Origin of the sequence: Psychrobacter sp. Ps7, from assembly GCF_022129225.1 — a bacterium.
In the GTDB taxonomy this organism is placed as follows: Bacteria; Pseudomonadota; Gammaproteobacteria; order Pseudomonadales; family Moraxellaceae; genus Psychrobacter; species Psychrobacter immobilis_A.
The window spans coordinates 8,083-33,279 of sequence record NZ_JADQAH010000022.1 but is presented as its reverse complement, the minus strand read 5'-3'; the positions used below and the strand labels follow the sequence as shown (position 1 = coordinate 33,279).

At 43.5% G+C, this 25,197-nt stretch carries 23 protein-coding genes and 1 pseudogene; 15 read left to right on the top strand and 9 right to left on the bottom strand.

Annotation, left to right across the window (positions count from 1 at the left end):
• Position 1: 1 nt before the first annotated feature.
• Positions 2 to 1,462: an AAA family ATPase gene (locus I3257_RS08830; protein WP_087814576.1), complete on the bottom strand. Its 1,461-nt coding sequence runs from the start codon at positions 1,460 to 1,462 to the stop codon at positions 2 to 4.
• A 347-nt stretch (positions 1,463 to 1,809) separates the two neighbouring features.
• On the opposite strand from I3257_RS08830, the gene I3257_RS08825 reads away from it, so the two are divergent.
• Both I3257_RS08825 and I3257_RS08820 read left to right on the top strand, forming a co-directional pair.
• Entirely contained in the window at positions 1,810 to 2,511 is a 702-nt protein-coding gene (locus tag I3257_RS08825) for a DUF4442 domain-containing protein (RefSeq protein WP_238049470.1), read from the top strand.
• Positions 2,512 to 2,629: 118 nt separating this feature from the next.
• Positions 2,630 to 3,118: a RidA family protein gene (locus I3257_RS08820; RefSeq protein ID WP_060490333.1), complete on the top strand. Its 489-nt coding sequence runs from the start codon at positions 2,630 to 2,632 to the stop codon at positions 3,116 to 3,118.
• 176 nt (positions 3,119 to 3,294) lie between these two features.
• Here the strand turns inward: I3257_RS08820 and gspE are convergent, their stop codons facing one another.
• The gene (gene gspE, locus I3257_RS08815; RefSeq protein ID WP_238049468.1) at positions 3,295 to 4,848 is read right to left on the bottom strand and encodes a type II secretion system ATPase GspE; all 1,554 of its coding nucleotides are present in this window, start codon (positions 4,846 to 4,848) and stop codon (positions 3,295 to 3,297) included.
• 161 nt (positions 4,849 to 5,009) lie between these two features.
• Between gspE and I3257_RS08810 the strand changes: the two genes are divergently transcribed.
• Positions 5,010 to 5,834 carry a thiazole synthase gene (locus I3257_RS08810; protein WP_087814573.1) on the top strand — a complete coding sequence of 275 codons (825 nt, stop codon included), beginning with the start codon at positions 5,010 to 5,012 and terminating at the stop codon, positions 5,832 to 5,834.
• Between the two features lie 113 nt (positions 5,835 to 5,947).
• A complete protein-coding gene (locus I3257_RS08805) occupies positions 5,948 to 7,387 on the top strand; it encodes a wax ester/triacylglycerol synthase family O-acyltransferase (RefSeq protein WP_045452543.1) in 1,440 nt (479 codons plus the stop codon).
• Positions 7,388 to 7,440: 53 nt separating this feature from the next.
• On the opposite strand, the gene I3257_RS08800 is transcribed toward I3257_RS08805, so the two are convergent.
• Entirely contained in the window at positions 7,441 to 8,268 is an 828-nt protein-coding gene (locus I3257_RS08800; protein ID WP_045452546.1) for an inositol monophosphatase family protein, read from the bottom strand.
• Positions 8,269 to 8,614: 346 nt separating this feature from the next.
• The gene (gene dxs / locus I3257_RS08795) at positions 8,615 to 10,672 is read right to left on the bottom strand and encodes a 1-deoxy-D-xylulose-5-phosphate synthase (protein ID WP_087814571.1); all 2,058 of its coding nucleotides are present in this window, start codon (positions 10,670 to 10,672) and stop codon (positions 8,615 to 8,617) included.
• A gap of 560 nt (positions 10,673 to 11,232) precedes the next feature.
• Here dxs and ribA point away from each other — a divergent pair.
• The 3 genes from ribA (at position 11,233) to I3257_RS08780 (ending at position 13,842) form a co-directional block, all read left to right on the top strand.
• Positions 11,233 to 11,904: a GTP cyclohydrolase II gene (ribA, locus tag I3257_RS08790; protein WP_238049467.1), complete on the top strand. Its 672-nt coding sequence runs from the start codon at positions 11,233 to 11,235 to the stop codon at positions 11,902 to 11,904.
• 30 nt (positions 11,905 to 11,934) lie between these two features.
• Positions 11,935 to 12,942: an oxygen-dependent coproporphyrinogen oxidase gene (gene hemF, locus I3257_RS08785; RefSeq protein ID WP_238049466.1), complete on the top strand. Its 1,008-nt coding sequence runs from the start codon at positions 11,935 to 11,937 to the stop codon at positions 12,940 to 12,942.
• Positions 12,943 to 13,371: 429 nt separating this feature from the next.
• Positions 13,372 to 13,842 (top strand): cytochrome c, encoded by a 471-nt coding sequence (locus I3257_RS08780; protein ID WP_045443409.1) that lies wholly within the window; start codon positions 13,372 to 13,374, stop codon positions 13,840 to 13,842.
• Between the two features lie 112 nt (positions 13,843 to 13,954).
• On the opposite strand, the gene I3257_RS08775 is transcribed toward I3257_RS08780, so the two are convergent.
• The 3 genes from I3257_RS08775 to I3257_RS08765 form a co-directional block, all read right to left on the bottom strand.
• Complete coding sequence (locus I3257_RS08775) at positions 13,955 to 14,941, bottom strand: mechanosensitive ion channel domain-containing protein (protein WP_238049465.1); 987 nt, start codon at positions 14,939 to 14,941, stop codon at positions 13,955 to 13,957.
• Positions 14,942 to 15,056: 115 nt separating this feature from the next.
• Positions 15,057 to 15,638 (bottom strand): lactoylglutathione lyase, encoded by a 582-nt coding sequence (gloA, locus tag I3257_RS08770; protein ID WP_087814567.1) that lies wholly within the window; start codon positions 15,636 to 15,638, stop codon positions 15,057 to 15,059.
• Between the two features lie 152 nt (positions 15,639 to 15,790).
• Positions 15,791 to 16,429 (bottom strand): carbonic anhydrase, encoded by a 639-nt coding sequence (locus tag I3257_RS08765; protein ID WP_045443399.1) that lies wholly within the window; start codon positions 16,427 to 16,429, stop codon positions 15,791 to 15,793.
• 704 nt (positions 16,430 to 17,133) lie between these two features.
• Here I3257_RS08765 and potA point away from each other — a divergent pair.
• The 8 genes and pseudogenes from potA to I3257_RS08725 all read left to right on the top strand — a co-directional run.
• Positions 17,134 to 18,396, top strand: coding sequence for a spermidine/putrescine ABC transporter ATP-binding protein PotA (potA, locus tag I3257_RS08760; protein ID WP_346014812.1), 1,263 nt, complete (start codon positions 17,134 to 17,136; stop codon positions 18,394 to 18,396).
• Positions 18,396 to 19,274 carry a spermidine/putrescine ABC transporter permease PotB gene (potB, locus tag I3257_RS08755; RefSeq protein ID WP_238049464.1) on the top strand — a complete coding sequence of 293 codons (879 nt, stop codon included), beginning with the start codon at positions 18,396 to 18,398 and terminating at the stop codon, positions 19,272 to 19,274. Before potA ends, potB begins: the two co-directional genes overlap by 1 nt.
• Complete coding sequence (potC, locus tag I3257_RS08750; protein ID WP_238049463.1) at positions 19,274 to 20,104, top strand: spermidine/putrescine ABC transporter permease PotC; 831 nt, start codon at positions 19,274 to 19,276, stop codon at positions 20,102 to 20,104. Before potB ends, potC begins: the two co-directional genes overlap by 1 nt.
• Positions 20,105 to 20,211: 107 nt before the next feature.
• Positions 20,212 to 21,102 carry a LysR family transcriptional regulator gene (locus I3257_RS08745; protein WP_238049462.1) on the top strand — a complete coding sequence of 297 codons (891 nt, stop codon included), beginning with the start codon at positions 20,212 to 20,214 and terminating at the stop codon, positions 21,100 to 21,102.
• A 102-nt stretch (positions 21,103 to 21,204) separates the two neighbouring features.
• Entirely contained in the window at positions 21,205 to 21,765 is a 561-nt protein-coding gene (locus I3257_RS08740; RefSeq protein ID WP_238049461.1) for a hypothetical protein, read from the top strand.
• A gap of 1 nt (position 21,766) precedes the next feature.
• On the top strand, positions 21,767 to 22,384 hold the full coding sequence (locus I3257_RS08735; protein WP_238049460.1) for a hypothetical protein: 618 nt from the start codon (positions 21,767 to 21,769) through the stop codon (positions 22,382 to 22,384).
• Positions 22,385 to 22,550: 166 nt separating this feature from the next.
• Complete coding sequence (locus tag I3257_RS14210) at positions 22,551 to 22,907, top strand: tetratricopeptide repeat protein (RefSeq protein WP_275950088.1); 357 nt, start codon at positions 22,551 to 22,553, stop codon at positions 22,905 to 22,907.
• Between the two features lie 102 nt (positions 22,908 to 23,009).
• A pseudogene (locus I3257_RS08725) lies at positions 23,010 to 23,126 on the top strand (lytic transglycosylase domain-containing protein); the annotation flags it as partial.
• A 393-nt stretch (positions 23,127 to 23,519) separates the two neighbouring features.
• Here I3257_RS08725 and I3257_RS08720 read toward each other — a convergent pair.
• Both I3257_RS08720 and tsaD read right to left on the bottom strand, forming a co-directional pair.
• Positions 23,520 to 23,891, bottom strand: coding sequence for a CrcB family protein (locus tag I3257_RS08720; protein WP_201577751.1), 372 nt, complete (start codon positions 23,889 to 23,891; stop codon positions 23,520 to 23,522).
• A 60-nt stretch (positions 23,892 to 23,951) separates the two neighbouring features.
• Positions 23,952 to 25,010 carry a tRNA (adenosine(37)-N6)-threonylcarbamoyltransferase complex transferase subunit TsaD gene (gene tsaD, locus I3257_RS08715; protein ID WP_238049458.1) on the bottom strand — a complete coding sequence of 353 codons (1,059 nt, stop codon included), beginning with the start codon at positions 25,008 to 25,010 and terminating at the stop codon, positions 23,952 to 23,954.
• Between the last annotated feature and the right edge of the window lie 187 nt (positions 25,011 to 25,197).

The following is a 25,197-nucleotide window of genomic DNA, read 5'->3' as shown; positions in this document are numbered from 1 at the left end:
TTTATGGATATAAACGTTGATAGACAGTAGGTTTGGCAAAATCGCCTACCCCCGTAATGAGGTCGGCATTTATCTTATAGCCAGCAGTGCTTATAGACTGACCGAAAAATGCATTTTGACCAGTAAACAGCGGATTTTGATTACTCGAATTTACTTGGTCACTCACACTGTTATTGCTCGATGCATGACTATCATGAATAAACTGTGCTTGCAGTGACTGCTGCTCATCTCTAAAGATATATTGCAAAGTACCCTCTTGCCCACCCGTCGCTTGCATTAACTGCGGAATGATTTGTTCGACCAACACGGCTTGCAATTGTCCAAGATTCGTCACTGACCATAAAAAAGCATGACCTAATTGCGCTTCCATTCCCACTGTTTGCGTGATGCGATTATTCAAACCAGCTAATAGCTTTGCCAAATCTACCATCGCCGCTGGACTGTCAGTTTCTGAGTTTTGGGGCACATGAATGATGGGTAATAATTCTGGTTGCGGTGGACATTCAATAAAACGAAAGCGCCGACGTAATGCCATATCAAGTGGTGCTAACGAGTGATCTTGGATGTTCATCGTGGCATAAATATCGATGTTGGCAGGGATGCTAAAAGCCCGTCCAGAATAGGCCAAATGAACGGTCATCGCGTTTGCCATGCCAGCCCGTTTGTCTGGCTCAATTAGACTGAGTAGCTCGCCAAATACTCGTGACACGTTGGCGCGATTGATCTCATCAATTAAGATGGCATAACGCTGCTCTGGATCACTTGCTGCCCGTTGACACAGTTTTAAGAATGCACCATCTTGAATGGCGTAATTCATTTGAGATGAGCTATCCATTGTATGATTAGACGCTGCCATGACAGGACGAATGCCTTCGACAAACTCTTCATAGCCATACGCTTGATGGAAGCTAACCATGGTAAAACGCTGCTGGCTAAAACCTTGATTTGGGTTAGCTTGGCTTTGGTTGACACTGTTATCACGCTGCGCTTGCTGAAATTCGGCAAGTTGCTGCGATAGCTCTGTTAATAACTCAAAGCTTTCTGGCAGCAAATACCACGCACCGCCCTCATCTTTATCAAAATAGGCTTGGCTGGCACGATTATCGAAACTCACTGTCTTAGAGTCAGCAGGACTGTGTCTACGTAGCGCTAACCATGCGGTGCTATTTAAGTTTTTTTCGCGTGCATTCTGCGCCGCTTTCGCGACAAAGAACGCATGATTGACGATTTCAGGCACTTTTACCAAGTCTTGGTGTTTAGACTGAAAATCCAAAAGCACCAAGCATACGATTTCACGCCAGCTAAGCTCTTGTAATAGTTGCCCCAACAAATCTGCCTCATCGGCTCTCGGCAGATAATCGGTATATCGCTTAGCAATTTGTAACAGTCGATAGGTTTTCCCCGTACCAGCAACGCCTGTATAAATGATATTGGTCGGCGCATGAATTGACGTGTCAGGCATAGCTTCATCCAGCATAGAAAAAAGGAAATAAGAAAAATAATCAATAAGATACGCTAAAATGTCATCATTATAGCGTGGCTGTCTTTATGGCATCCAGCAGCACTGTTTATGAAAGCATCTGAGTGATACGATATTGCTTTGAGCGATAGTATTCCTAGCATCTAGAGTATCATTACGTTAGCCCTATTTTATAAGCGCAGCAGTTCATGCTAATAATAGTAGGCAGACGGCGGTTAATGTACCATAGTAAGCATGGCAGCTTGCACAATAGGCATCCTATCAGCTGCTATGATGAAATATGTAACACTCAAAGCGTCATTTAATCTATCTACATTAAGGAATTTTGTATGTCAGGATTATTAAAAAAACTCCCTAGCAAGCTAACCAATAAATTGCCTGCCAAAACCTCTGACAGCACAAGATCGCCCGTCGAAAAACCCAACAGCACGCTCAAGCCCATCAGCAATCAATTTACCAAACTGTTATCTGTTACCAAATACTTACCTGCCAGCGCACGCTCGAGCATCTTATCCAAAGCCTTTGGTAAAGTGGTGCCATACGTAGGCACAACGGGCGTCTATTATGAAACGGTCGAACCCAACCAAGTCGTCGTGAGCTTAAACAACACCAAAGCGGTGCAAAATCATATTGGTTCTATTCATGCGGTCGCCATTACCTTACTTGCCGAAACAGCGACTGGTTTTATTTTGGGTTTAAACCTACCCTCTGACCGCGTACTATTGATTAAATCATACTCGGTTAATTTTTATCGCCCGATTAAAAAAGGCCAAATTGCAGCAGTGGCGTCTTTATCGGATGAGCAGCGCTTAGATATCCTAAATACACCAAAAGGCGAAATGGTAATTCCGTGCGTCATTCATGACCGTGAGTCTGACAGTGATCGTGACCCTATCGTGGTTAAGATGACATGGGCTTGGATACCTAAGTCTGAGTTAGAAGCCCGCCGTCAAGGCAACACCAGCGAAAAGCCGCTAGAAGCTGACACTGAATCTAAAACAGAAGTCGAAGCTGAGCAAAACGACCAATAACTGGTTAAGCATAAGTAAGACATAATGTGTCATCTAGTGTGATGAGACATTATGTTTGTTAAACTTGTATAGTGAATTTAAAAAAATTGTGAAAAAAACGTATAATAAGGAGACAGCGATGTCCAAGATTACCCATAAATTGACTGCCCATTTAACTAAGGCGTTGCTCGTGGGCGCGTGCTCACTAGGCCTTGCTATGACAGCGAATGCGGCGCCAATGGCAAATACCGCAAGTGTGACTAAATCTAGCCCTGTGTTTCTTGGTGATGGCGGTAATTATCCTTTTTCAGAAGCAGTACGGGTGGGCGATACGCTATACATGTCTGGACAAATTGGTTTTAAAGATGGCAAATTAGTCAAAGGTGGTGTCAAAGCCGAAGCCAAGCAAGCATTGGATAATATCAATGAAACCTTGTTAAAATATGGCTATCAAAAATCAGACATCGTCAAATGTATGGCGATGCTGACAGACATGGATGACTTTGACGATTTTAATAAAGTCTATAAAGCGGAATTGGCCAAACCTTATCCGGTACGTTCAGCCTTTGGCGTCGCTGAATTGGCGGCAGGTGCCAGCGTTGAAGTTGAATGTATCGCTGCAAAATAATAGCGATGTCACACGTTAAATTATTAAAAGCACTGAAGTATTCAAAATACTAAAGTATTCAAAGCAGTAAATAATGACCATCAAATAACTGGCTACCATAGCCAGTTATCTTTTATCTGCTATACAAACCCTTTGGCTGAGGTACGTTGAACAATCACCAACACACCTTAAGTATTTTATACAAGTATCGTGTCATCAGCTAAGGCACTCTCTTTTGTCACTCGTAGCAATTCCTCTAACGTCGTACGACCTGCAATGACTTTATGCAACCCATCCGCACGAATCGACGGTGTCTGCTGACGTGCGTACTCCTCTAGCTCATATTCGGCAGTATTACTATGAATCATACGGCGCAAGGTATCATCAACGGGCACCACTTCATAAATCGCCGTCCGTCCTTTAAACCCTGATTGATTGCATTTGTCGCAGCCAACTGGTCTGGGTAGATTGATAGGTGTAGTTGTTAAAGCGTCAGCACCATTCTCTGAGACTGGCACAATACCAATTTCAGTAAATAATTTGGCTTGCTCACTATCAGCAGCCTGCCAACCATGACAATGCGGGCATAACGTACGCACCAAGCGCTGGGCGACGACACCAATCAGCGATGACGATAATAAGAATGGCTCAACACCCATATCTTGCAGACGCGTGACGGCACCAATGGCGGTGTTGGTGTGTAAAGTTGATAACACCAAATGTCCAGTAAGCGACGCTTGTACGGCAATCTCTGCCGTTTCTAAATCGCGAATCTCACCAACCATGACCACGTCCGGATCTTGGCGTAACATCGCACGTAAACTTTTGGCAAAAGTCATATCGACTTTATTATTAACCTGCGTTTGCCCAATGCCATCGAGCTGAAACTCAATCGGATCTTCAGCGGTCAAGATATTGCGGGTTTGGTCATTGAGATCGGTCAGTGCTGAATATAGCGTCGTGGTTTTCCCTGAACCTGTCGGCCCTGTCACCAAAATAATGCCGTGTGGGCGATGGATCAAGCGTTTTAGCTCGCTATAATCATTATCAGACAGCCCTAAATACGTCATATTCAAGCGACCTGCTTGCTTATCTAATAGACGCATGACCACGCGTTCACCAAAGCTCGATGGCAATGTCGATACCCGCACATCAACCTCACGCCCTGCCAGCCGTAAGCTGATACGTCCATCTTGTGGCACACGCTTTTCGGCGATATCGAGCTTGGCCATGACCTTAATACGCGATACCAATAATGGCGCTAATTGGCGTTTTGGCGTAATAATTTCTTTTAATTCACCGTCGACGCGAAAGCGAACGACAAGGCGTTTTTCAAAGGTTTCAATATGGATATCTGAGGCATTTAAACGTATGGCTTCGGACAACAATGCATTGATGAGACGAATAATAGGCGCATCATCTTGTTGATCCATCAAATCTTCAGTTTCAGGGACACTATCTGCCAAACTATCAAGATCAGGATGGTCTTCGAGTCCAGCGGCAATATGTTGCGACTCACCAGTATTGCCTGCATAAGCGGCGTTCATGCGCTTTTCAAAGTCATCGGCGCTGATGCTTTCATAAGTGGGCACACCGCGTACCCCTTGCTGCTGTAAAAATCGCACTGCCTCATTAATCGCTGATAATGGCGTGGCTTTGGTCAGCACCAAAGTCGCTGGCAGCTCAGGATCAATGGCAAGTACGGCCAAAATTTGATGGCGTTTCGCAAAACTGTACGGCAGTTGCATCATAAAAGCGACCTGATAGATAAAGATAAACTCAGAAAGAAACTCGTGTCAAAGCGTGGCAAACGTATTATGCTTAACTGGCTAAACCAAAAAAGACTGCAAGTAAGATTGCATGATTTTGTTATAATAGCATTTTGTTTTACTCGCCATTAGGATTTTCAGTTATGTCAGAGAACACAAGCACTGCTACTCATCCGACGCCCCTTTTACAAGACACTTTTACGGTCGGGAGTCGTACTTTTTCTTCTCGCCTGTTGGTCGGTACGGGCAAGTATAAAGATATGACTGAAACGGGCGCCGCCATTGGCGCGTCGGCAGCAGAGATTGTCACCGTTGCTATTCGTCGTACTAATATTGGGCAAAACAGCAATGAGCCAAATCTACTTGATGTGATTTCCCCCGATAAATACACCATTTTACCCAACACTGCTGGTTGTTTCGATGCCGAGACTGCCATTCGTACCTGTAAGCTTGCTCGCGAGCTGTTAGGCGGGCATAATCTGGTTAAGCTTGAAGTATTGGGCGATGAAAAAACCCTTTATCCGAATGTGATGGAAACGCTAAAAGCTGCTAAAGTATTGATTGATGACGGCTTTGAAGTGATGGTTTATACCTCAGACGACCCTATCGTCGCTCAAGAATTAGAAAGTATGGGCTGTGTGGCAATTATGCCACTTGGTAGCTTGATTGGTTCAGGTCTTGGTTTGCTGAATCGTCACACCCTCAGTCTTATTATCGAGAATGCCAAAGTACCGGTATTGGTCGATGCAGGCGTTGGCACGGCCTCTGATGCAGCGCTGGCCATGGAGCTTGGCTGTGATGGCGTCCTGATGAATTCGGCGATTGCCAATGCGCAAAACCCAGTCATGATGGCTCATGCCATGAAGCATGCCATCTGGGCAGGGCGCGCGGCGTTCTTGGCGGGTCGTATGCCAATGCGCAAAATGGCGACTGCCAGCTCACCGCAAACAGGATACTTTTTTCAATAGCTTTTAAACTTAATGACCATTATTAAATTCATAGTATTTAATAAAAAGTCAGCTATAAAATAATAATAAAAGAAGTAACTCTTACTCAACTTATCGTCATAAAAGGATTTATTATGCGGCTTCTCACAGCAGTCGACCAGTTGTTTTTACTTCTTGAGTCGCGTAAACAGCCCATGCATGTTGGAGGTCTATTCCTATTCGAATTGCCAGAGAATGCGGGTAGCGGTTTTGTTTGCCAATTGGTCAAACAAATGCAAGATTCTGATGTGTCGCCTACCTTTCCTTTCAACCAAGTGCTTGAGCATTTGGCTTTTTGGAAAAAGGACAAGCATTTTGATGTTGAGCATCACTTGCATCATGTTGCCTTACCAAAGCCTGCACGGGTTCGCGAGTTATTGATGTATGTTTCAAGAGAACATGGTCGGCTGTTGGATCGTGCCATGCCATTGTGGGAATGTCACGTGATTGAAGGTATTCAACCAGAAAATGAAGGCGACCCTGAGCGTTTTGCTCTATATTTCAAAATTCACCATTCGTTGGTTGATGGCATTGCTGCCATGCGCCTTGTCAAAAAATCATTATCACAATCGCCCACTGAGCCAGTAACGCTACCGATTTGGTCATTAATGGCACGCCATCGCAATCAAGTCGATGCGATTTTACCCAAAGAGCGCTCCGCATTACGCATCATTAAAGAGCAAATATCTACCATTAAGCCTGTTTTTACCGAATTACTGGATAATTTGAAAAATTACGGTGATGACAGCTATGTCGGTACTTTTGATGCACCGATGAGTGTGCTTAATAAACGTATCTCAGCATCACGGCGTATAGCCGCGCAGTCTTATGATATTCAGCGTTTTAACGATATTGCTGAGCGACTAAATATCAGTAAAAACGATGTGGTGCTGGCGGTATGTGCGGGTGCCATTCGTCGTTATCTCATATCCATGGATGCGCTGCCTAGCAAGCCGCTCATTGCTTTTGTACCGATGTCGCTACGTACGGATGACAGTGTGGCAGGCAATCAATTATCCTTTGTACTGGCCAATTTGGGCACGCATTTAGATGATCCTCTGAGCCGAATCAAACTGATTCATCGCAGTATGAATAACGGCAAACGCCGCTTTCGACGTATGAATCAAGCCCAAGTGATTAACTACAGCGTGATTGCCTATGCTTGGGAAGGTATCAACTTAGCGACCAGTCTATTTCCCAAAAAGCAGGCGTTTAACCTGATTATCTCTAATGTGCCTGGTTCTGAAAAACCACTATATTGGAATGGTGCACGCTTGCAATCGTTGTACCCTGCGTCTATTGTCTTCAATGGTCAAGCAATGAATATCACCCTTGCTAGTTATCTAGATAAGATTGAATTTGGGATTACGGCTTGTAGTAAAGCACTGCCGCATGTGCAAGAAATGCTGACGCTTATTGAAGAAGAGTTGCAACTGTTGGAAACCACCAGTAAAGCGCTTAAGTTCCAAGGCATTACGGTTGAAGACAAAAGTAGCTATAAAGGTAATGGTAAAACTAAAAAGCTGGCTCCATAATGGAACCAGCTTTTTAGTTTTAAGTTGTCTTAATAATTATGCTTAAGTGGTGCTTAAAATGCGTCACCCCACGTTGGAACAACCACTTGCATCAATGGCTTCAATAACTTAATGTTACAGGCGAAAATAGAGCCTGAAGTCATTGAGTTGTGTGCACCTGTATGGTCAACCACCACGCCACGTGCTTCGGTCACGATAAGCTCACCTGCCGCGATATCCCACGGCTTAATAGACATCTCAAAATAACCATCAAAACGACCAGCAGCGACATAACATAAATCAAGCGCAGCAGAGCCTAAACGACGAACTTGACCGCCCGCTTCAGAGATTTTTTGCAAGCTTTCAAAATGCTGCTTGGCATAAGAGATGACTTCGCCATTGCGTTTACGCTCAAGCGGATGACCAGTCGTAAATAGACCACCATCAATCGTTTTGCGCTCGCTCACTTGCATGCGGCGATTGTTCAAGCGCGCGCCTTTACCACGGCTAGCAGAGAACATCTCATCACGGACAGGGTCATAGATCACGCCATGTTGGGTCACGCCTTTATGCTGTACTGCGATAGACACACAAAACTGCGGCACACCATGTACGAAGTTTTTGGTACCATCTAGCGGATCAATAATCCAGCACCAGTCCGCATCTTCACCGCGACCTTCTTGCATACCAAACTCTTCACCCAAGTACGAGTGATTTGGATAGCTGGCTTTTAGGGTTTCAATCGTCAGCTCTTCGCTAAAACGATCAATACGCGTAACCAATCCATCAAGCCCTTTTGACTCAATATCCAACTCGATTTTATGGCGGTTTTGATGCGCATATAAAATCTCTTTACCAACTTTTTCAGCAGTACGTGCTGCGATGACGACCATGGGTTCCATAAATAACCTATTTGCTTGATGAATGAATGTCAAAAATAAGACGAACTCTGTGCCCACAACATGCCAATCAGCCGCTGCATCACACTGTATTTATACGATTAAAAAAATGCGCCATTTAAAAGCGATGATCGCATTATACTAAAATTGTTCGATAAAAAACGAAAAAAACCATGACGTTCGCCAAACCAACCCAAATTTTGGTGGTCATCACAAACTGCGTAAGTTGTAAAAAAGTCAGCACCTACGACTAAGTAGGCGTTCGCTCTATCGATCGAGCTTTTATCTATTTAACCAATACTCTGTCCAAATGACAGTTTAAAAACTTAAAAACGTTCAAAGGTATAACTTACGACAGAAGCTTTTCAAGCTGCCTTACCACACCATTAACATCTAAACCACAATCAGCCATTTGCTCTGCTTGTGAGCCATGGGCGACAAAGCGATCTGGAATGCCGATATTAATAACGGCAGGATGGTTGTTTTTAAAGGCTGGCGATTCGTTAAGCAAATACTCATTTACCGCACTGCCCGCGCCGCCCATAATCATGTGCTCTTCCAAAGTCGCAATGTGTGTAATACCTTGCTCTAATAACTTTTCTAATAATGCCGTGTCTAAAGGTTTTACCCAGCGCATATTAATGACATGTACCTGACAGTCTGATGCTATATCATTGTCAATTAGGCTTTCTGCCGCTTGCTGAGCCGTCGCAACCATGGTGCCAAATGCGAGTAGCGCCAGCTTTTTAGGCGCATCCTCACTACCTAATACCGACTCTATCACTGCCTCGCCAACGTTATAAGTCTGTGCTGGCGATGCGATAACTGCGCCAGTACCGACACCGCGCGGATAGCGTACTGCCGTGCAGCCTTGATATTCATAGCACGTATTAAGCAAATGGTAGCATTCGTTTTCGTCTTTTGGCGCGGCGATCAGCATATTGGGCACGCAGCGTAAAAAGGCAAAATCGAATACGCCTGCATGCGTTGCACCGTCTTCACCGACTAAACCTGCTCGATCAATAGCGAACGTGACGTCTAAATTTTGCAAAGCCACATCATGAATCAGCTGATCATAGCCACGTTGCAAAAACGTCGAATAAATTGCCACGATTGGTTTTACGCCTTGGGTTGCCATACCAGCAGCCAGTGTGACTGCATGTTGCTCAGCAATCGCCACATCAAAAAACCGCTCCGGAAATTGACGGGCAAAATCAATCATCCCCGAGCCTTCTTCCATAGCAGGTGTGACGGCAAGCAGCTTATCGTCATCAGCAGCCTTATCACATAAAAATTGCCCAAATACTTGCGAGTATTTTAACGCAGGTTTGGTGTTGGGCAGTGATTTTTCTGTGGCGACAGCCTGAGTATCATTCTTGATTTCGACAGGGAGCTTGCTGATAGCATGATAGCCGACGGGATCTAACTCAGCTGGGGCAAAACCTTTGCCTTTGGTGGTATAAATATGGATTAAAACAGGCCCTGTTATCTGCTTGGCAAGTGACAATACCCGCAGTAGCTCAGGGATATTGTGTCCATCAAACGGACCAAAGTAGGTAAAACCAATCGCTTTAAATAAATTGTCTTCTAACTGCGGCACATCACGCATCTCTTTGTGACGCTTACGGCGATCAAAGCCTTGCATATCAGGGCGTTGGCATAGTACTGGCTCGCCTGCATCAGAGATATCAACCTGATATCCTGACTCCCATAGCATCGCTAAATGCCGTGAAAAACCACCGATAGAACAAGAGATCGACATGTCATTGTCATTTAAAATGACCAATAAATCCGCATCTTGTTGCACCGCATCATTCATCGCTTCAAACGCCATACCACCGGTCATTGCACCATCACCAATGATACAAGCAACGGTTTGCGCGCGACCTTGATAACGCAGTGCTAAGCTCATGCCTAGACCAGCTGAGATTGACGTCGATGAATGACCAACGCCAAAGGTATCGTAAACGGATTCTGCACGCTCAGGAAAAGCAGTCAAACCATCTTTTGAGCGAATCGTCGCCAACTGATCACGGCGACCCGTCAATACTTTATGAGCATAGGCTTGATGACCCACGTCCCAAACGATTTGATCTTGCGGCGTATCTAGTAGGTAATGCAGCGCAATGGTCAATTCAACCACGCCCAAATTAGCACCAAAATGCCCACCGCTTTGACCTGCTGAATACAATAGAAATAGCCGCAGCTCATCAGCCAACGTGATAAGTTGAGCAGTTGTCAGAGTATTAAGATCAGCTGGCGCTGCAATGCTATCCAGCAAAGGCGTATCAGGACGGACGCGTGGAATCACAGTATAAGTCTGCTGTAAATTCGACAGCTGGGCAGCAGAATCGACAGCTGGCATAGATACGGACTGAGACTGTGGGGAATGAGGTGACTGCTGCATAAACCGTACGATACCTACCAATCTGCTGACAAGACAGCCTCTTAGTGCATAATGCTACCTAAGTGACGTCAATAATATCTACACCATTATTGGTGTAATCGACCATATAACTGTTCATAAATTTATTCAGGCAGCCTCTATGTCTTTATATAAACATATAAAGAGCGGCGCTGCACCGAATAGCACATACGCTGCCGTCATAGACAGCGATGGAGCTTTGCTTTGGCGCTTTCATAACAAGGGATAATATTATGCCTTATTATTGTGCATCAATATCGGATGTTAGTGACGACATAGTAATGTAAGGGCAAAGACTTGTCACTGTATCCGTCAAAATAGTATGGCATAATAGCATTTATTTTTAATTGTCGCTTTAATCATCGTGCGTCGTTTGTGAACTTTGTGTGTTTTTATAATAAAGACAATCAGCATGCACTCTTTACGAATGAATTATACTGGCATTATCCTACTTTCATCATGCAGCTAGGATGTCATCGCTGTTTTAATATGGTTAAAAAAGACCCTCTACCGCCACGCTTATCGGCTTATGCAGGACATTAATGTCATATCAATTTATTACCAGTGCCAAACTACCTACTCGTCACGGCGAGTTTGATATTCATATCTTTGAAAACGACGAAGGTCAAGAGCATGTGATGCTGACTGTCGGTCTGCCTGTCGTCAATCAACATACGGCGGACAACTCACCGAGTCAAACGGACGCCACGCGAGCAGAAAAAACCATTCCATTGATTCGCATTCATTCAGAATGCTTGACGGGCGATGCTTTTAGCTCATTAAAATGTGACTGTGGACCGCAGCTCAACACGGCGATGCAAGCAATACAAGAGACTGGCTGCGGGGCGATATTATACTTGCGCCAAGAAGGTCGCGGTATTGGTCTGACCAATAAGATTCGCGCTTACGCCCTGCAAGACCAAGGTCATGATACTTTAGATGCCAACCTCATGTTGGGCTTACCCGCTGATGCACGTATTTATGATATGTGCGGGCCGATGCTCGCTCATATCGGTGTTGACGCCGTCAGACTCATCACCAATAATCCAGACAAAGTGGCTTATCTAACCGAGCACGGTATTAATGTCGTGGAACGCGTGCCTTTATTGGTTGGGGTAAATGATATGAATGCTGAATATTTGGCGACCAAGCGCGACCGCATGGGTCATTTATTAGATAAAGATTTCAATACCGCGTTACATCTTAATAAATAGACATCAATACACTAAATAAATAGATATTTTATGAGTATTCCAAATAGTGATAACCTTCCAAATCTGCCAGCGGCAAACTTAACAGTGCCAGCCAATAACGACATCATGCGTGTGCGTGAATTTTTGGTCGATTTGCAGGCTCGTATCTGTCAAGCCTTAGAAGCGCAAGAGCGCGATGGCAGCAGTGATAGCCAAACGTCGGCGGTCTTTATTCCTGATGACTGGGAACGTCCTGAAGGCGGCGGCGGTCGCTCGTGTGTCCTAGCAGATGGTGAGGTGATTGAAAAAGCAGGTGTGATGTTCAGTCATATTCACGTGCATAACTTGCCTGCTTCAGCCACTGCACGCCATCCCCATATCGCTGGTCGTAAAGCCCAAGCTATGGGTGTCTCATTGGTTGTCCATCCCAAAAACCCGAACGTCCCAACCAGCCATGCCAATGTGCGTTTGTTCGTTGCTGAAGCTGAGGGCGAAGACCCTATCTGGTGGTTTGGTGGTGGTTTTGATTTGACGCCGTTTTATCCTGTACTCGCTGATTGCGTGCATTGGCATCAAGTCTGTCATGATCTGTGCGCGCCTTTTGGCGACAGCGTCTACCCTGATTTCAAGCAATGGTGTGATGAGTATTTTCACCTGCGTCATCGTGATGAGCAGCGCGGTATCGGTGGCTTATTTTATGATGATGTCAATACAGAAAGTCGCGGCTGGGACTTTGAAACCTGTTTTAATTTTATGAAGGCGGTCGGCAACGGTTATCTTGACGGTATCATGCCCATCTTTGAACAGCGTAAAGATACCCCTTATACCGAGGCACAGCGCGAATTTCAACTTTATCGCCGTGGTCGCTATGTTGAGTACAACCTTGTTTATGACCGCGGCACGCTATTTGGACTACAAAGCAATGGTCGTATCGAGTCTATCTTAGTCAGTATGCCGCCGCTTGCCAGCTGGCATTATCGCTTTGAGCCGACTGAAGGCTCGCCTGAGTTTGCATTGACCGATTTTTATCTAAAACCACGCGATTGGTTGACTCTATAGTTTGTGTGAATATAATAAAGGCTAAGGTATTTATTAGCTTGTCTTTAGAGAGTATCAAGAAGGTCAGCTATCCACGCTGACCTTTTTATATGAGCGCGAATTTATATGGGCGCAAATTTATATGACCGAAAATCACTGACTCAAAAATTACGATGATATAACAACTAAATTTACGTTCACTGCACAGATAACCGTTACAATGAAAACTATTGTTGGAAAAATCCTTTAGAAGCGAATGCGTTTCCAAAAGATGATGAGGTAATTTTTATAACAATACGCTTTATTTAAAAGCAGTATTTAAAAGAAACCTTTTAATTTAGAAGAAGTTTTTTTATAAGAAATCTTTAAGGGCAGATACTTAAAAACAGTATGTAAAGCCAGCGTTTATAAGCGCGCCTACTACTAACCAATTTTACAGGAGTAATTCACATGGCACAGGTTCATACCAACCAATCATTAAAATCTATCTTTGGTATCACATTGATGGCAGCCGCCCTAGGTCTAACAGCGTGTAGCACTGCCACTGACCCTGATGTAAAAGCCCGCCAAGATAGCATGAAAAGCTATGGTGATGCGATGGGTGTCATGGGTGATATGATGAAAGCACCTGACACCTTTGATGCCGCCGTATTCAAAGAGCAAGCCGCATTTTTAGCAGAAGACGCTGCTACGCCTTGGAGTCATTTTGAAAATAAAGAAGCCGTTGGCAATGCGACTGATGCCGTTTGGTCAAATGCCGATGGTTTTCGCGCAGAAGCAGAAAACTTTCAAAAAGTCACTGCTGAGCTGAACGCTGCTGCACAAACAGCCACTAGCATCGATGATGTCAAACCAGCCTTTGGTGAAGTCGGCGCCAGCTGTAAATCATGTCATACCGATTTTAAAGTCAAAACTGACTAAATTCTCATAAATTGATATCGTAAAAAAATCCGTCATGTCATTTGATATGGCGGATTTTTATTTCGAAAATATTGTGTAAAAAGCCGTTCTTTAAAATAACGTGCTAAACAAATTACTCTGCCACAGCTTTATTAACACCGTTATTAACATCGATCGCCTTTTGCTCATGCAATTTATTCACAATCGATGTCACTGATGGATCACTCAAATCTATCGTGCGTATCGGGAATGGAATATTGACACCTGCTGCATCGAGTGCGCTCTTAATCTCTACGATCACTTGATGAATCGAGGTCACTTTGTTGGCTTGGGTGCCATCTTCGATAAACCAACGTACCATCAAATCAATCGTTGAATCACCAAAACCCGTGGCAATCACACTTGGCTGCGCTTTCTTCGATACGCTTTCGACTTTATCTAACGCTTGCAGAATCTCAGCTTTTGCTGCTTCGATGTCATCTTCATAGCCAATACCAACAGCCACTTGCAAACGGCGCTGCTTATAGGCGGTATTGACAGTCAATGCTGAGGTATACAAATCAGAGTTGGGAATAACCACTTGCCGACCGTCATACGTCTTGATAGTCGTGGCGCGTATCTTAATATCCTCAACCGTCCCTTCATAGTCGCCTGAGACAATCTGATCACCGATGCGAAACGGCTCTGAGATCAGCAGCAAAATACCAGAGAGCAAGTTTTGAAAAATATCTTTAAAGGCAAAACCAATAGCGACGGAACCAATACCGAGTGCGCCAATCAGCTTAGCAGGGGTAAATCCTGGCACGGCAATCACCATAGCAATCATAAAACCGATAAAAATGATGAGTGCGCCGCCTACTCGCTGAAACACTTTAACCAAGTTCTGATGCCGACTGCGACTGCCTAAAAGTTTGTATACCACTTTTTTGAAGACAATCGATAGAAACCAAAAAATCAGAATAACAATAATTGATGCGACAAAATAGGGAATGCGTTCAACAAAGCCAACCACTATCTCATTTGCTGAATCAATGATGCTTTGATATGTCAGCATATCTGTTGTCACTGGTTCAGCCGCTATATTGGTATTTACTGTCGTTTCTGCCTCAGAGGTAGGCATCTAGACGTCACTCCTTTGATTGGTTGGCTTTATGCTTCCATTCACTCGACTAATTGATTGTTTGACTGGGGCATGTCCTAGATTAACTGACGTATTGACATACCAGCCTGTCAAGCTAGCCCATTAAATCTGCTTGTACAATTTCAATCCAGTAACCATCAACATCTTTGATAAAGGCAATGTTTTTCATACTGCCATCTTCTGGACGTTTTTTGAATTCGACATTATTTTTATCAAACCAAGCAACCGCTTCATCGAGACTAGGTACGCTAAAGCAGATATGTCCAAAACCTTGTGGCTCACCATTACCATCATGATAACTAAAGTCAGCTTTCGTTTCGGTACCATAATTATGGGTCAATTCTAAAATGCCGCGTTGACGGAAGGCAAAGATTTCCAAATCATCACCCGCGGGCAAATTGTCGCGCTCGCTTTCGGTTAACTTGGCTAAAAAATATAAATCAAAACCCATATCAGGGAATTTTTTGACCGCCAGTAAAGTCATACCAAGGACACCGGTATAAAACGCCAACGACTTGGCAGGATCTTTGACACGTAGCATGGTGTGGTTAAAAGTAAAACCTGTCGTCTGTACTGAGATAGGCTGCACACCATCGGTATTGACGCTGCTCGTTGGCTGGGCGATAAGTGATTCGTTATTATTATCAGTGGCTGAGCCAGTATTTGCTGTAGACATAGTCATCCTAATATTGACAAAATAGAGAGTTTAAAAGCAAGCGCGTGAATATTTTTTACGCGCTTGACCCTTTTATCATAATAAAAAATCGCGAAAGCATTGAGTGGGTTTTGTAAGAGCGCACATTTGATGCTACTCATTTAACCGATTAATTAGCTGTCTAAGAAACGTACTTTTCCTGTCTCTAAATCATACTCTGCACCAACGACCAGCAATTGACCACTATTGGTTAAGTCCTCTAATGCCCGCGAGCCATGTTTGAGCTGGCTAACTGACATACGGACGTTGGCGCGGATAGAGCGATCGACCAACTCGTCTGCGTCGACATCTTGACCATTGGCAGTGGCAAGCTCATGCAAGTTATAAACGCTTGGGCGAATGCGATCGACAATCGACTGCAAGTTGGGCGAATAGTTTTTCTCAGGATTGATCAGTGTCTCAACACAAGCCGTGACAGCGCCGCAATGTGAGTGCCCAAGCACGACCACCAATTTTGTACCGAACTTTTCGGCCGCAAACTCAATCGAGCCAATCTGTGAAGGCGCGACGACATTACCGGCGACTCGAATAACGAACAAATCACCCAAGCCTTGATCAAATACAATCTCAACTGGTACTCGTGCATCCGAGCAACCCAAAATAATGGCCAATGGATCTTGATCTTTAACCAGTTCAGGTCGTCTTTGCATTGTTGGATCAGTAGTGGTCAAACTATCTATGTAGCGCATATTGCCTTCTTTTAAAAGCGCAAGAGCTTCTTGACCGGTTTTCGGGCGTGTATCGTTAGGCATAAGACATCCTTTATCATTAATAATATTAGCGTTATAAACAGCTTTCCACACATGTATTCAAACATAGATTTGCGAATGGCTACTAACCTATCAGGCGCATTATGTTTGTCTGCCATACCGTGATTGTATAGGAATAAAAACCAAAAAATGATAAAAAATTTTGTTTAAATATCGTCATAGAATGGCAGTTATTGCTAGGGCGTGTCCTCATTTTAAAAATGGTGATAAAAATGAGATAAATTGCCGTCAAACAAGGAAAATAGCGCACATAATATCAAGATATTAAGAAGCTATTTGACGATGTTTGGCAAAATTTAGCTATTTTTAGCCCATTTAGAAAGTAATCGATTGAATTGAGGACACGCCCTAATCATACAGAATTATAAAGTTGGAAGTGAAACTGAAAAACAGAAATGCGTTAGCCAAAACCGAGCATCAAACAGACAACATCGAACTATCAAGCATCAACAGCCATTGACAGCCATTGACAGCCATTGACAGCCATTGACAGCCATTGACAGCATAACCGTGTTGCTCGCAGAACTTATAACGAACTTGCACTGATTTATATCAAGGGTTTGTTATAATACGCGGCGACCAAATCGGGTTTACACCCATCGCTTATATCCATATCAAATCACCTTGACCACAGTGTCCTAAATAAATAGCTGTACTGCGATGTCGGACACGTAGGAATAAATATTATGACCAATTCACCGCCAAATATGCACAGAGCCTCTGCATCACCTCAAGATGACAAAGTACTACTGCAACTGACTGGTCTAAAAAAAACCTATGATCAAACTGAAGTATTAAAAGACATCAATCTTGATATCAAGCACGGTGAATTTTTGACGCTGCTTGGTCCATCAGGCTGCGGTAAAACAACCTTACTGCGCTTAATCGCTGGTTTTGAGCAGCCAAATGCTGGGGCAATTTATCTAGACGGCGTGCAGATGGCAGGCTTGCCAGCGGATAAACGTCCCGTGAACACAGTATTTCAGCAGTACGCGTTGTTTCCACATATGAGTGTCGCGCAAAACGTTGCTTACGGGCTTAAGCTCAAAAAAATACCAAAAGATGAGATCCAAACCCGCGTGCGCGAGATGCTCGCCATGGTACAGCTGGAGCATTTAGCCAATCGCAGACCACAAGACTTGTCTGGTGGTCAGCAGCAGCGTGTCGCCATTGCACGAGCCGTCATCAATCGTCCTAAACTGTTGCTACTTGATGAGCCCCTATCTGCGCTCGATCATAAACTGCGTTTGCAAATGCAATCTGAGCTTAAACGGCTGCAACGAGAGCTTGGCATCACTTTTGTATTTGTCACCCACGATCAAGAAGAAGCGCTATCGATGTCAGATCGTATCGCCGTGATGAAAGATGGCACTTTTCAGCAAATCGGCACGCCTATTGAGATTTATGAAACGCCGGCGAATTTATTTACCGCCAAGTTTATCGGTGAGACCAACTTGTTTAAAGCGGAAGTCAGAGGCGTTTATCCTGAGCAACCAGATCGCGACGGTCGCGTGACCAATGGCCGTATCGAAGTCGAAGTTTGTGAAGCACAAGCACAAGACGGTCCGACCACCTTACGCAATTTACGCCGTCCTGATTTTGCTAACGATGTACAAGTGGGCGATATCGTTAATTTATTGCTACGTCCTGAAGATTTGCGAATTTATGACCCCAATGATAAAGAACATGGTGGCTTACTCGGGCGAGTGATTGAAAGCAACTATAAAGGTAGCACCTTAGATTCGATTATTGAATTAGCAAACGGTCACATTATTAAGGCTTCTGAATTCTTTGATGAGGATGATCCAAGCTTTGATTACAAGTTATATGAAGGTGTCAAAGTATCATGGGTCGATGGCTGGGAGTGGGTACTACCAGAAGACGGTACGCTTGATGATGAAGCCAATCATCAAGCTACCAGCTTAGCTGCTCAAAAGGATATTAGCTGATGGCAGGTCATAGCTTAGGCAGCAAAAGTCCTTTTCGTACCGTAACGCTCTGGCTGATTTGGGGTTGGTTATTGATATTTGCCCTATTGCCAAATATCTTAGTCATCGCTGTCAGTTTTTTGACCCGCGATAGCAGTGCTTTTATTAGCTTGCCTGTCAGCATCGACAGCTATATACGCATGATTGATCCGCTATATTTTGGCGTATTTATTCATTCATTATGGATGGCAGGCATCACAACCATCATCTGCTTGTTACTTGGCTACCCTTTTGCATGGCTGATAGCCAAAGCCAAAACCCGTTGGCAGCCGCTACTCATGATGCTGTTAATCCTACCATTTTGGACCAACTCGCTTGTGCGTACTTATGCACTCAAGTTACTGTTTGCCAATAATGGTTTGATTAATAAATCGCTGCTGGCAATCGGTCTCATCGATGCCCCGATTGATATTTTATACACGCAAGTGGCGGTGATTGCTGGTTTGACGTACTTATTGTTCCCATTTATGGTGTTGCCGTTATACGCAGTATTTACCGATTTGCGCAATGACATGCTACTCGCTTCACAGGATTTGGGCGCATCAAAGACCCAGACTTTTTGGCATATCATATTACCATTGACGACGCCTGGCATTATCTCAGGGGTATTATTGGTGCTGCTGCCTGCGATGGGTATGTTTTATGTGGCAGATATTTTGGGTGGTTCACGCAATTTATTGGTCGGCAATATCATCAAAAACCAATTCTTGGATGCGCGTGACTGGCCATTTGGCGCAGCTGCCAGCGTGTTATTAACACTAGCAATGGCAGTACTATTACTCGCCTACCGTGCCAGTAGTCGCCGCATTGGCAAGACCGACTTTAATGAGGTGGCCTAATGTCTGATAGTTCACTGAATCATCAACTGAATAGCTCGGCAACTAAAAAAAGATCGTCTATTAAGATTGGCAGTATCGCGGCTAAAGGCTATCTTAGCCTCATTTATACCATGCTGTATTTGCCAATTATCGTCTTAGTCGTCATGTCCTTTAATAAGTCAAAAGTTGGCTATAACTGGGGCGGCTTTAGCTTAAAGTGGTATGAGTCGCTGTTGAATAACCAAGCGATGCTCGATGCTTTTTGGCATTCTATTGTATTAGGATTGGTCGCAGCCACCGTCTCAACTTTGATAGGAACATTGACCGCCCTCGCGCTACATCGATATAACTTTCGCGGTAAAGGCTTATTAAATGGGTTGTTATTTGTATTGATGATGTCGCCTGAAATTGTACTCGCTATTTCATTATTGGCATTATTCTTATTAATAGGGTTGCAATTAGGGTTCGTCTCGCTGTTACTCGCGCACATTACTTTTTGCTTACCGTTTGTAGTCATCACGGTGTTTGCACGATTGAGCAGTCTGGATGAACGCTTGATGGAAGCCGCACGCGACTTGGGCGCCAATGAATCAACGATGGTGCGTACCGTGCTCATTCCTGTCATTCTGCCCGCAGTGATGGCAGGTTGGTTGCTCGCCTTTACCTTATCACTCGATGATGTGGTGGTTTCTACCTTTGTCACGGGGCCTAGTTATGAGATTTTACCACTACGAATTTATTCAATGGTACGAGTAGGACTTAAGCCGGAAGTCAACGCCATTGGTACGTTATTGCTAGTCGCTTCTTTGGTATTGGTCGTTATCTCGCAGCTGCTATTACGTCGGCGCTAGTTATTAACAATCTATTAATAAGAAACTTTTAATAATAGCATTTGAGTGGAATTCACTGCTACATTAGTTATAATGAATTTTTCTCACCTCAGTGATCAGGTTGTCTTATGTTAGAGCTTCGTCATCTCAACACTTTAACGGCATTACGAGCGCATGGCTCATTGGCTGCGGCTGCCGATGAGCTGCACGTCACCGCCTCTGCAGTGTCGCATCAGCTAAAAGAGCTAGAGAATTACTACGATATTAGCTTGGTCAATCGCCGCACACGTCCCCTCACCTTTACCCCAGCTGGCAAGACAGTACTGGCATTGGCAGACAGCATCATGCCGCAAGTCACCCGTACCAAATCTAATCTTAAACGCTTAGCTCATGGTCAAGCAGGCAGATTACGCCTAGCCTCTGAATGTCATAGTTGCTTTGATTGGCTGATGCCGATACTCAATCATTACCGCCGTGAATGGTCGGATGTTGAGCTGGATTTTGCAACGGGTTTTGAGCCTGAGCCACATCATTTATTGATGGAAGGTGATATTGATTTGTTGATTACCACCAGTGACTTACCGATAGACGGTATCAGCTATCAGCCCCTATTCGAGTATGAGAGTCGCTTGGTGTTATCGCCAACGCATGATTTAGCCGCGCAAGAGTTTATTGAGCCCAGTGATTTGACTGATGAAACCTTGATTGCTTATCCGGTGGAAGCTAAGCGTCTCGACATTATCGCCAACTTTATGACGCCTGCAGAGGTAAGTTTTGCGAGTATTCGTACGACTGAATTGACAGCAATGCTGATTCAATTGGTCGCCAGTGAGCGCGGCGTAGCGGCATTACCTGATTGGGTGGTCGCTGAATATGAGAAAAAGGGCTGGGTGGTCTCGCGTCCGTTAGGTAGTGGCGTACATTGTCAGCTGTATGCAGCGACGCGTACCTCAAGTCAAGATACCGCGTATATGCAAGGGTTTGCGAGTTTGTTGGAAGGGATTGTGAAGCCGTTGTAGGGATAGGTGTAGGCTGGGTTAATGTTGATTAAACTTCCGAGAGTTAGTGTAGGTTGGGTGGTGATACTTTTTTAATCAGTTGCACATATAAGGACTTCATAGATGAATTTTGGTAGTTGTGATTGGGGAGCTATTGCGCCCTTCTTCACAGGATTAATTGCTTTATTTATATCTTTCCAATGGAGAAGTCAAAAACGTAGTGAAATAATGTCGAATGAGGCCGCAAAAATATTAATTCTTTTAGGGGAATATAGGGATAATCTTTCTCATCTAGATAGTGAGATGATGAAACCAACAGAAAACGATAACACGGCTAAGTTGGAAGAACTTAAATTGGTTACTCGTCAACTTTGCAGAAGTGCCATATCGTTTAGTGGATTAGCTAGCAACGAAAGAACTATAGCGTTACAAATTAAGGATATCGCTGCTAAATTCTATAATGAAGCTAAGAGATTAGATTTAGATAAGAAAAGCTTCCTAGAAATTAGGAAAGATCCAAATAGTCCTATATTAGTCTCAGAATTTAATAATGCGATTGAAAAACCAGAATCTATCATAATTAATTATTTTAAATATCAGGGTTTTAGATTGATTTTAAAAAGATGGGTTAGAACAACTACTACTAAATACTCAAAATTAAAAAAACAATGTCCACGAGGTTGATTTGAATCAAAAACAGTATATTCGGTTATCAATAGTATTAGCTATTCCAACTTTAGCTTTTAGTCTTTACCTAGGACAAGAAGGTATTTTTCATCGGAAAGGGCAATTTGTGCAATGTAGTGTGAGTGAGGATTTTTGCTCTCCAATGGTAAACTCTTCCTATCATCCATCTGACCGTTACTTAAGATATCATGTTGGTTCTTTTGACAAATTTTTAGGGTTGTATAATATCAATTACCCAATAAAGGTTTATTTGCAGCATATTAGCGGTGATATGATAGACGTAAGTAATGTAGTAGACGGTAAAATATTAGAATCAATGGACTGTCTTATTTTCCCCGACAAGAGCATAAGCTGTGATGGCGACAAAGTTCGGTCTGACACTCTGACAGAGGGGAGCATAGAATTTATTAATTTAGAAGATGAGTTGGCATTCAATAATATAGCGGTGGAGGGTAAGTCGTATTTTAAGAATTATACTTTCATTCGTATTATTGATGGTTTCGGATTATTCTTAATATTTGCTGCTCCATATCTAATATTTTCATGGTTAGTACACTTCATCATTTATGGAGCTAAGATAGGTTCTCAGAAAAGAGACTCTATTAATAAACTATAAGAGATTGAGTAGCTACTTACTACATACAGACCATGTTTTCTATATTGATCATTTTAGATGACCTAGGATATTGCCCCATTTTACTAGTAGAATAAATATCAGCATGTAGATACTATGACATTAACGCAAAAACATCGTACTAAAGAGAACTTACTAGAGATAAGCCATGTCACTGTTTAAAAGCTCATTCATAAGCAAGACAACGATTTTTCTGGTAGCAGCGATGTTTTCTGTGTCAGCGATAGCTATGAACTTTAGACAAAACTTAAGATTAGCTAATCAAGGCAATGCTTCTGCTCAATATAACCTTGCAGTAATGTACTATAAGGGTAAAGGCGTCCAAAAGAATAATGCTAAGGCAGTTGAATGGTTTAAACAGGCAGCTAAACAAGGCCATATTAAGTCCCAATACAATCTTGAGGTTATGTACAGTAATGGTGAAAGTGCGCATCCATATAAGATCGCATCAAAAGGAATATCTGAGTCTGTACCAGTATTTGTTCATTCGCCAGCAACAGCCTAAGCTATAGCTCAAGCTGAGGCAGATATAAAAGAAGCTCAAGCTGCAGGAGATATGAAAATTGCTCAAGATGATTTAGATGATGCCGATCGCTTAAAACGTACTTCAGGGAATATGTATGTTTACAAGGACCGAGGTGGACAAGTCTTACTCACAAACGTTACACCTAGTAGTAATTTTGATAAGTTCACTAAAAAAACAAAAGTAACTTATTATAAAGATATAGAGAGAGAATGGGAGCGCCAGTTAAATAAGAAACCAGTCGCCAGAATTGGTATGTCTCATAAACAAGTTTTGAGTGATACCAACTGGGGTAGACCTAAAGATGTAAGGACAACTATTGACGCGTCAGGAACGTTAGAACGATGGATGTATAGCAGCACTCACTCCCTCTACTTTAAAGGCGGCAAGTTAATTAAGATAGAAAAGTAAACCTTGATACTTTCACAAATTCTGTGTAACTAGAGATCATTCAATCTATGAAGACCTCTATATGTATACCCCCAAACGAACCAGTTACTTTGCCATTAAAGCCTATTAATAGACCACCTAAAACAGACTGCAATAAAGGAACTACTTATATCAGACCATTAAACGATTAATATCTATCAACGGCTACAAAACCAACTTAAAGAAGTAAAATCCGATAGCCGTTGCTAGTAACGTCAGTCCCAGATGTAGTCCGACCAATCCCAAACCTGCTAATAATTTACCAGCGTTGATAAAGGTAAAAACTTCTGCACTAAAAGTACTAAAGGTGGTCAATCCGCCCAAAAATCCAGTAATCACAAATAGTCGGATATTGGGCGATAAACTGCTGCCCACGCGCTCAAACCACACCAGTGCCAACCCTATTAATAGTCCACCCAATACATTGGCACCAAGCGTCCCAAGGGGTATCCAGTGGTGCAGCGGATTAAAGCGAGCCAACCATGCCCGCAGGCAAGCCCCAATGGCAGCCCCTAGTCCAATAGCAAGCCACTGCATAGTTTATCCTTAGGTTAATAAAGGTTAACGGAGATAGTATTAGTATTGAGCAAAGCCGTCTTACAATGCTGGTAGCTCAGTCATCGGCCAACGCGGCACACAGCTCACCGCTAAATCATCAGACTGCCCTGCCTGCAAGCGCTCATAACCAGCATAAGCAATCATCGCCCCATTATCAGTACATAATGCAGGCGGCGCATAATGCACAGTGGCATTTATCTTAGCAAGCTCGCTCTCCAAAGTTTCACGCAAATGAGTGTTGGCACTGACACCGCCCGCAATCACCAATCGACTCATCTCTACTTGCTTAAGTGCTTTCACGCACTTTCTCACCAGCGTATCGACGACTGCATGCTGAAAGCTGGCGGCGATATCGGCGCGAACTTGCGGATCGCTATCCGCATTATTCCCTGAGCCACCTGAACCATCGGTGTCTTTAATCAGGTTATGCACGGCGGTTTTCATACCGCTAAAAGAAAAATCTAATCCGCGATGTAGCATCGGTCTTGGCAAATTGTAAGCAGTTGGGTTGCCTGTTTCAGCCAATTTGGCAATATTAGGGCCACCCGGATACGGCAAGCCTAGCATTTTGGCAGCTTTATCAAAGCATTCACCTGCGGCATCATCGATCGACTCACCCAATATCTCATATTGCCCAACCCCACGTGCAGCAATAAGCAATGTATGTCCACCCGAAACTAGTAATGAAACAAACGGAAAGGCGGGTGGACTAGCACCCATCAGCGGTGCGAGCAAATGCCCTTCCATATGATGGATACCAATCGCTGGTATATCCAAACCATACGCCAAACTGCGCCCAAATAATGCGCCCGTCATCAGAGCGCCAATGAGTCCAGGTCCCTTAGTATAAGCAATGGCATCAATCTCATTTTTCTTTACATTGCACTGCTCTAACAACTCATTAAGCAAAGGCACCAACTTACGAATATGATCGCGGCTGGCAAGCTCAGGCACAACGCCGCCATATAGTGCGTGCAGCTCTATTTGTGAATACAGAACTTGTCCAACCAGCCCTTGATTGTCACTATTCATCTGCTCACTGTCAAAAATCGCCAGACCTGTCTCATCACAAGAAGTCTCTAAACCCAATACTTTCATATTTTTGCCTTTATCATACTTTGGTCTGCGTATTATTTTTACAACGTTGCTATCTTTTAGGTCGTGTCGTCTTTTTAAAAATGGTGATAAAAATGAGATAAATTGCCGTCAAACAAGGAAAGCAGCGTAAATAATATCGAGATATTAATAAGCTATTTGACAATGTTTGGCGATGTTTGACAAAATT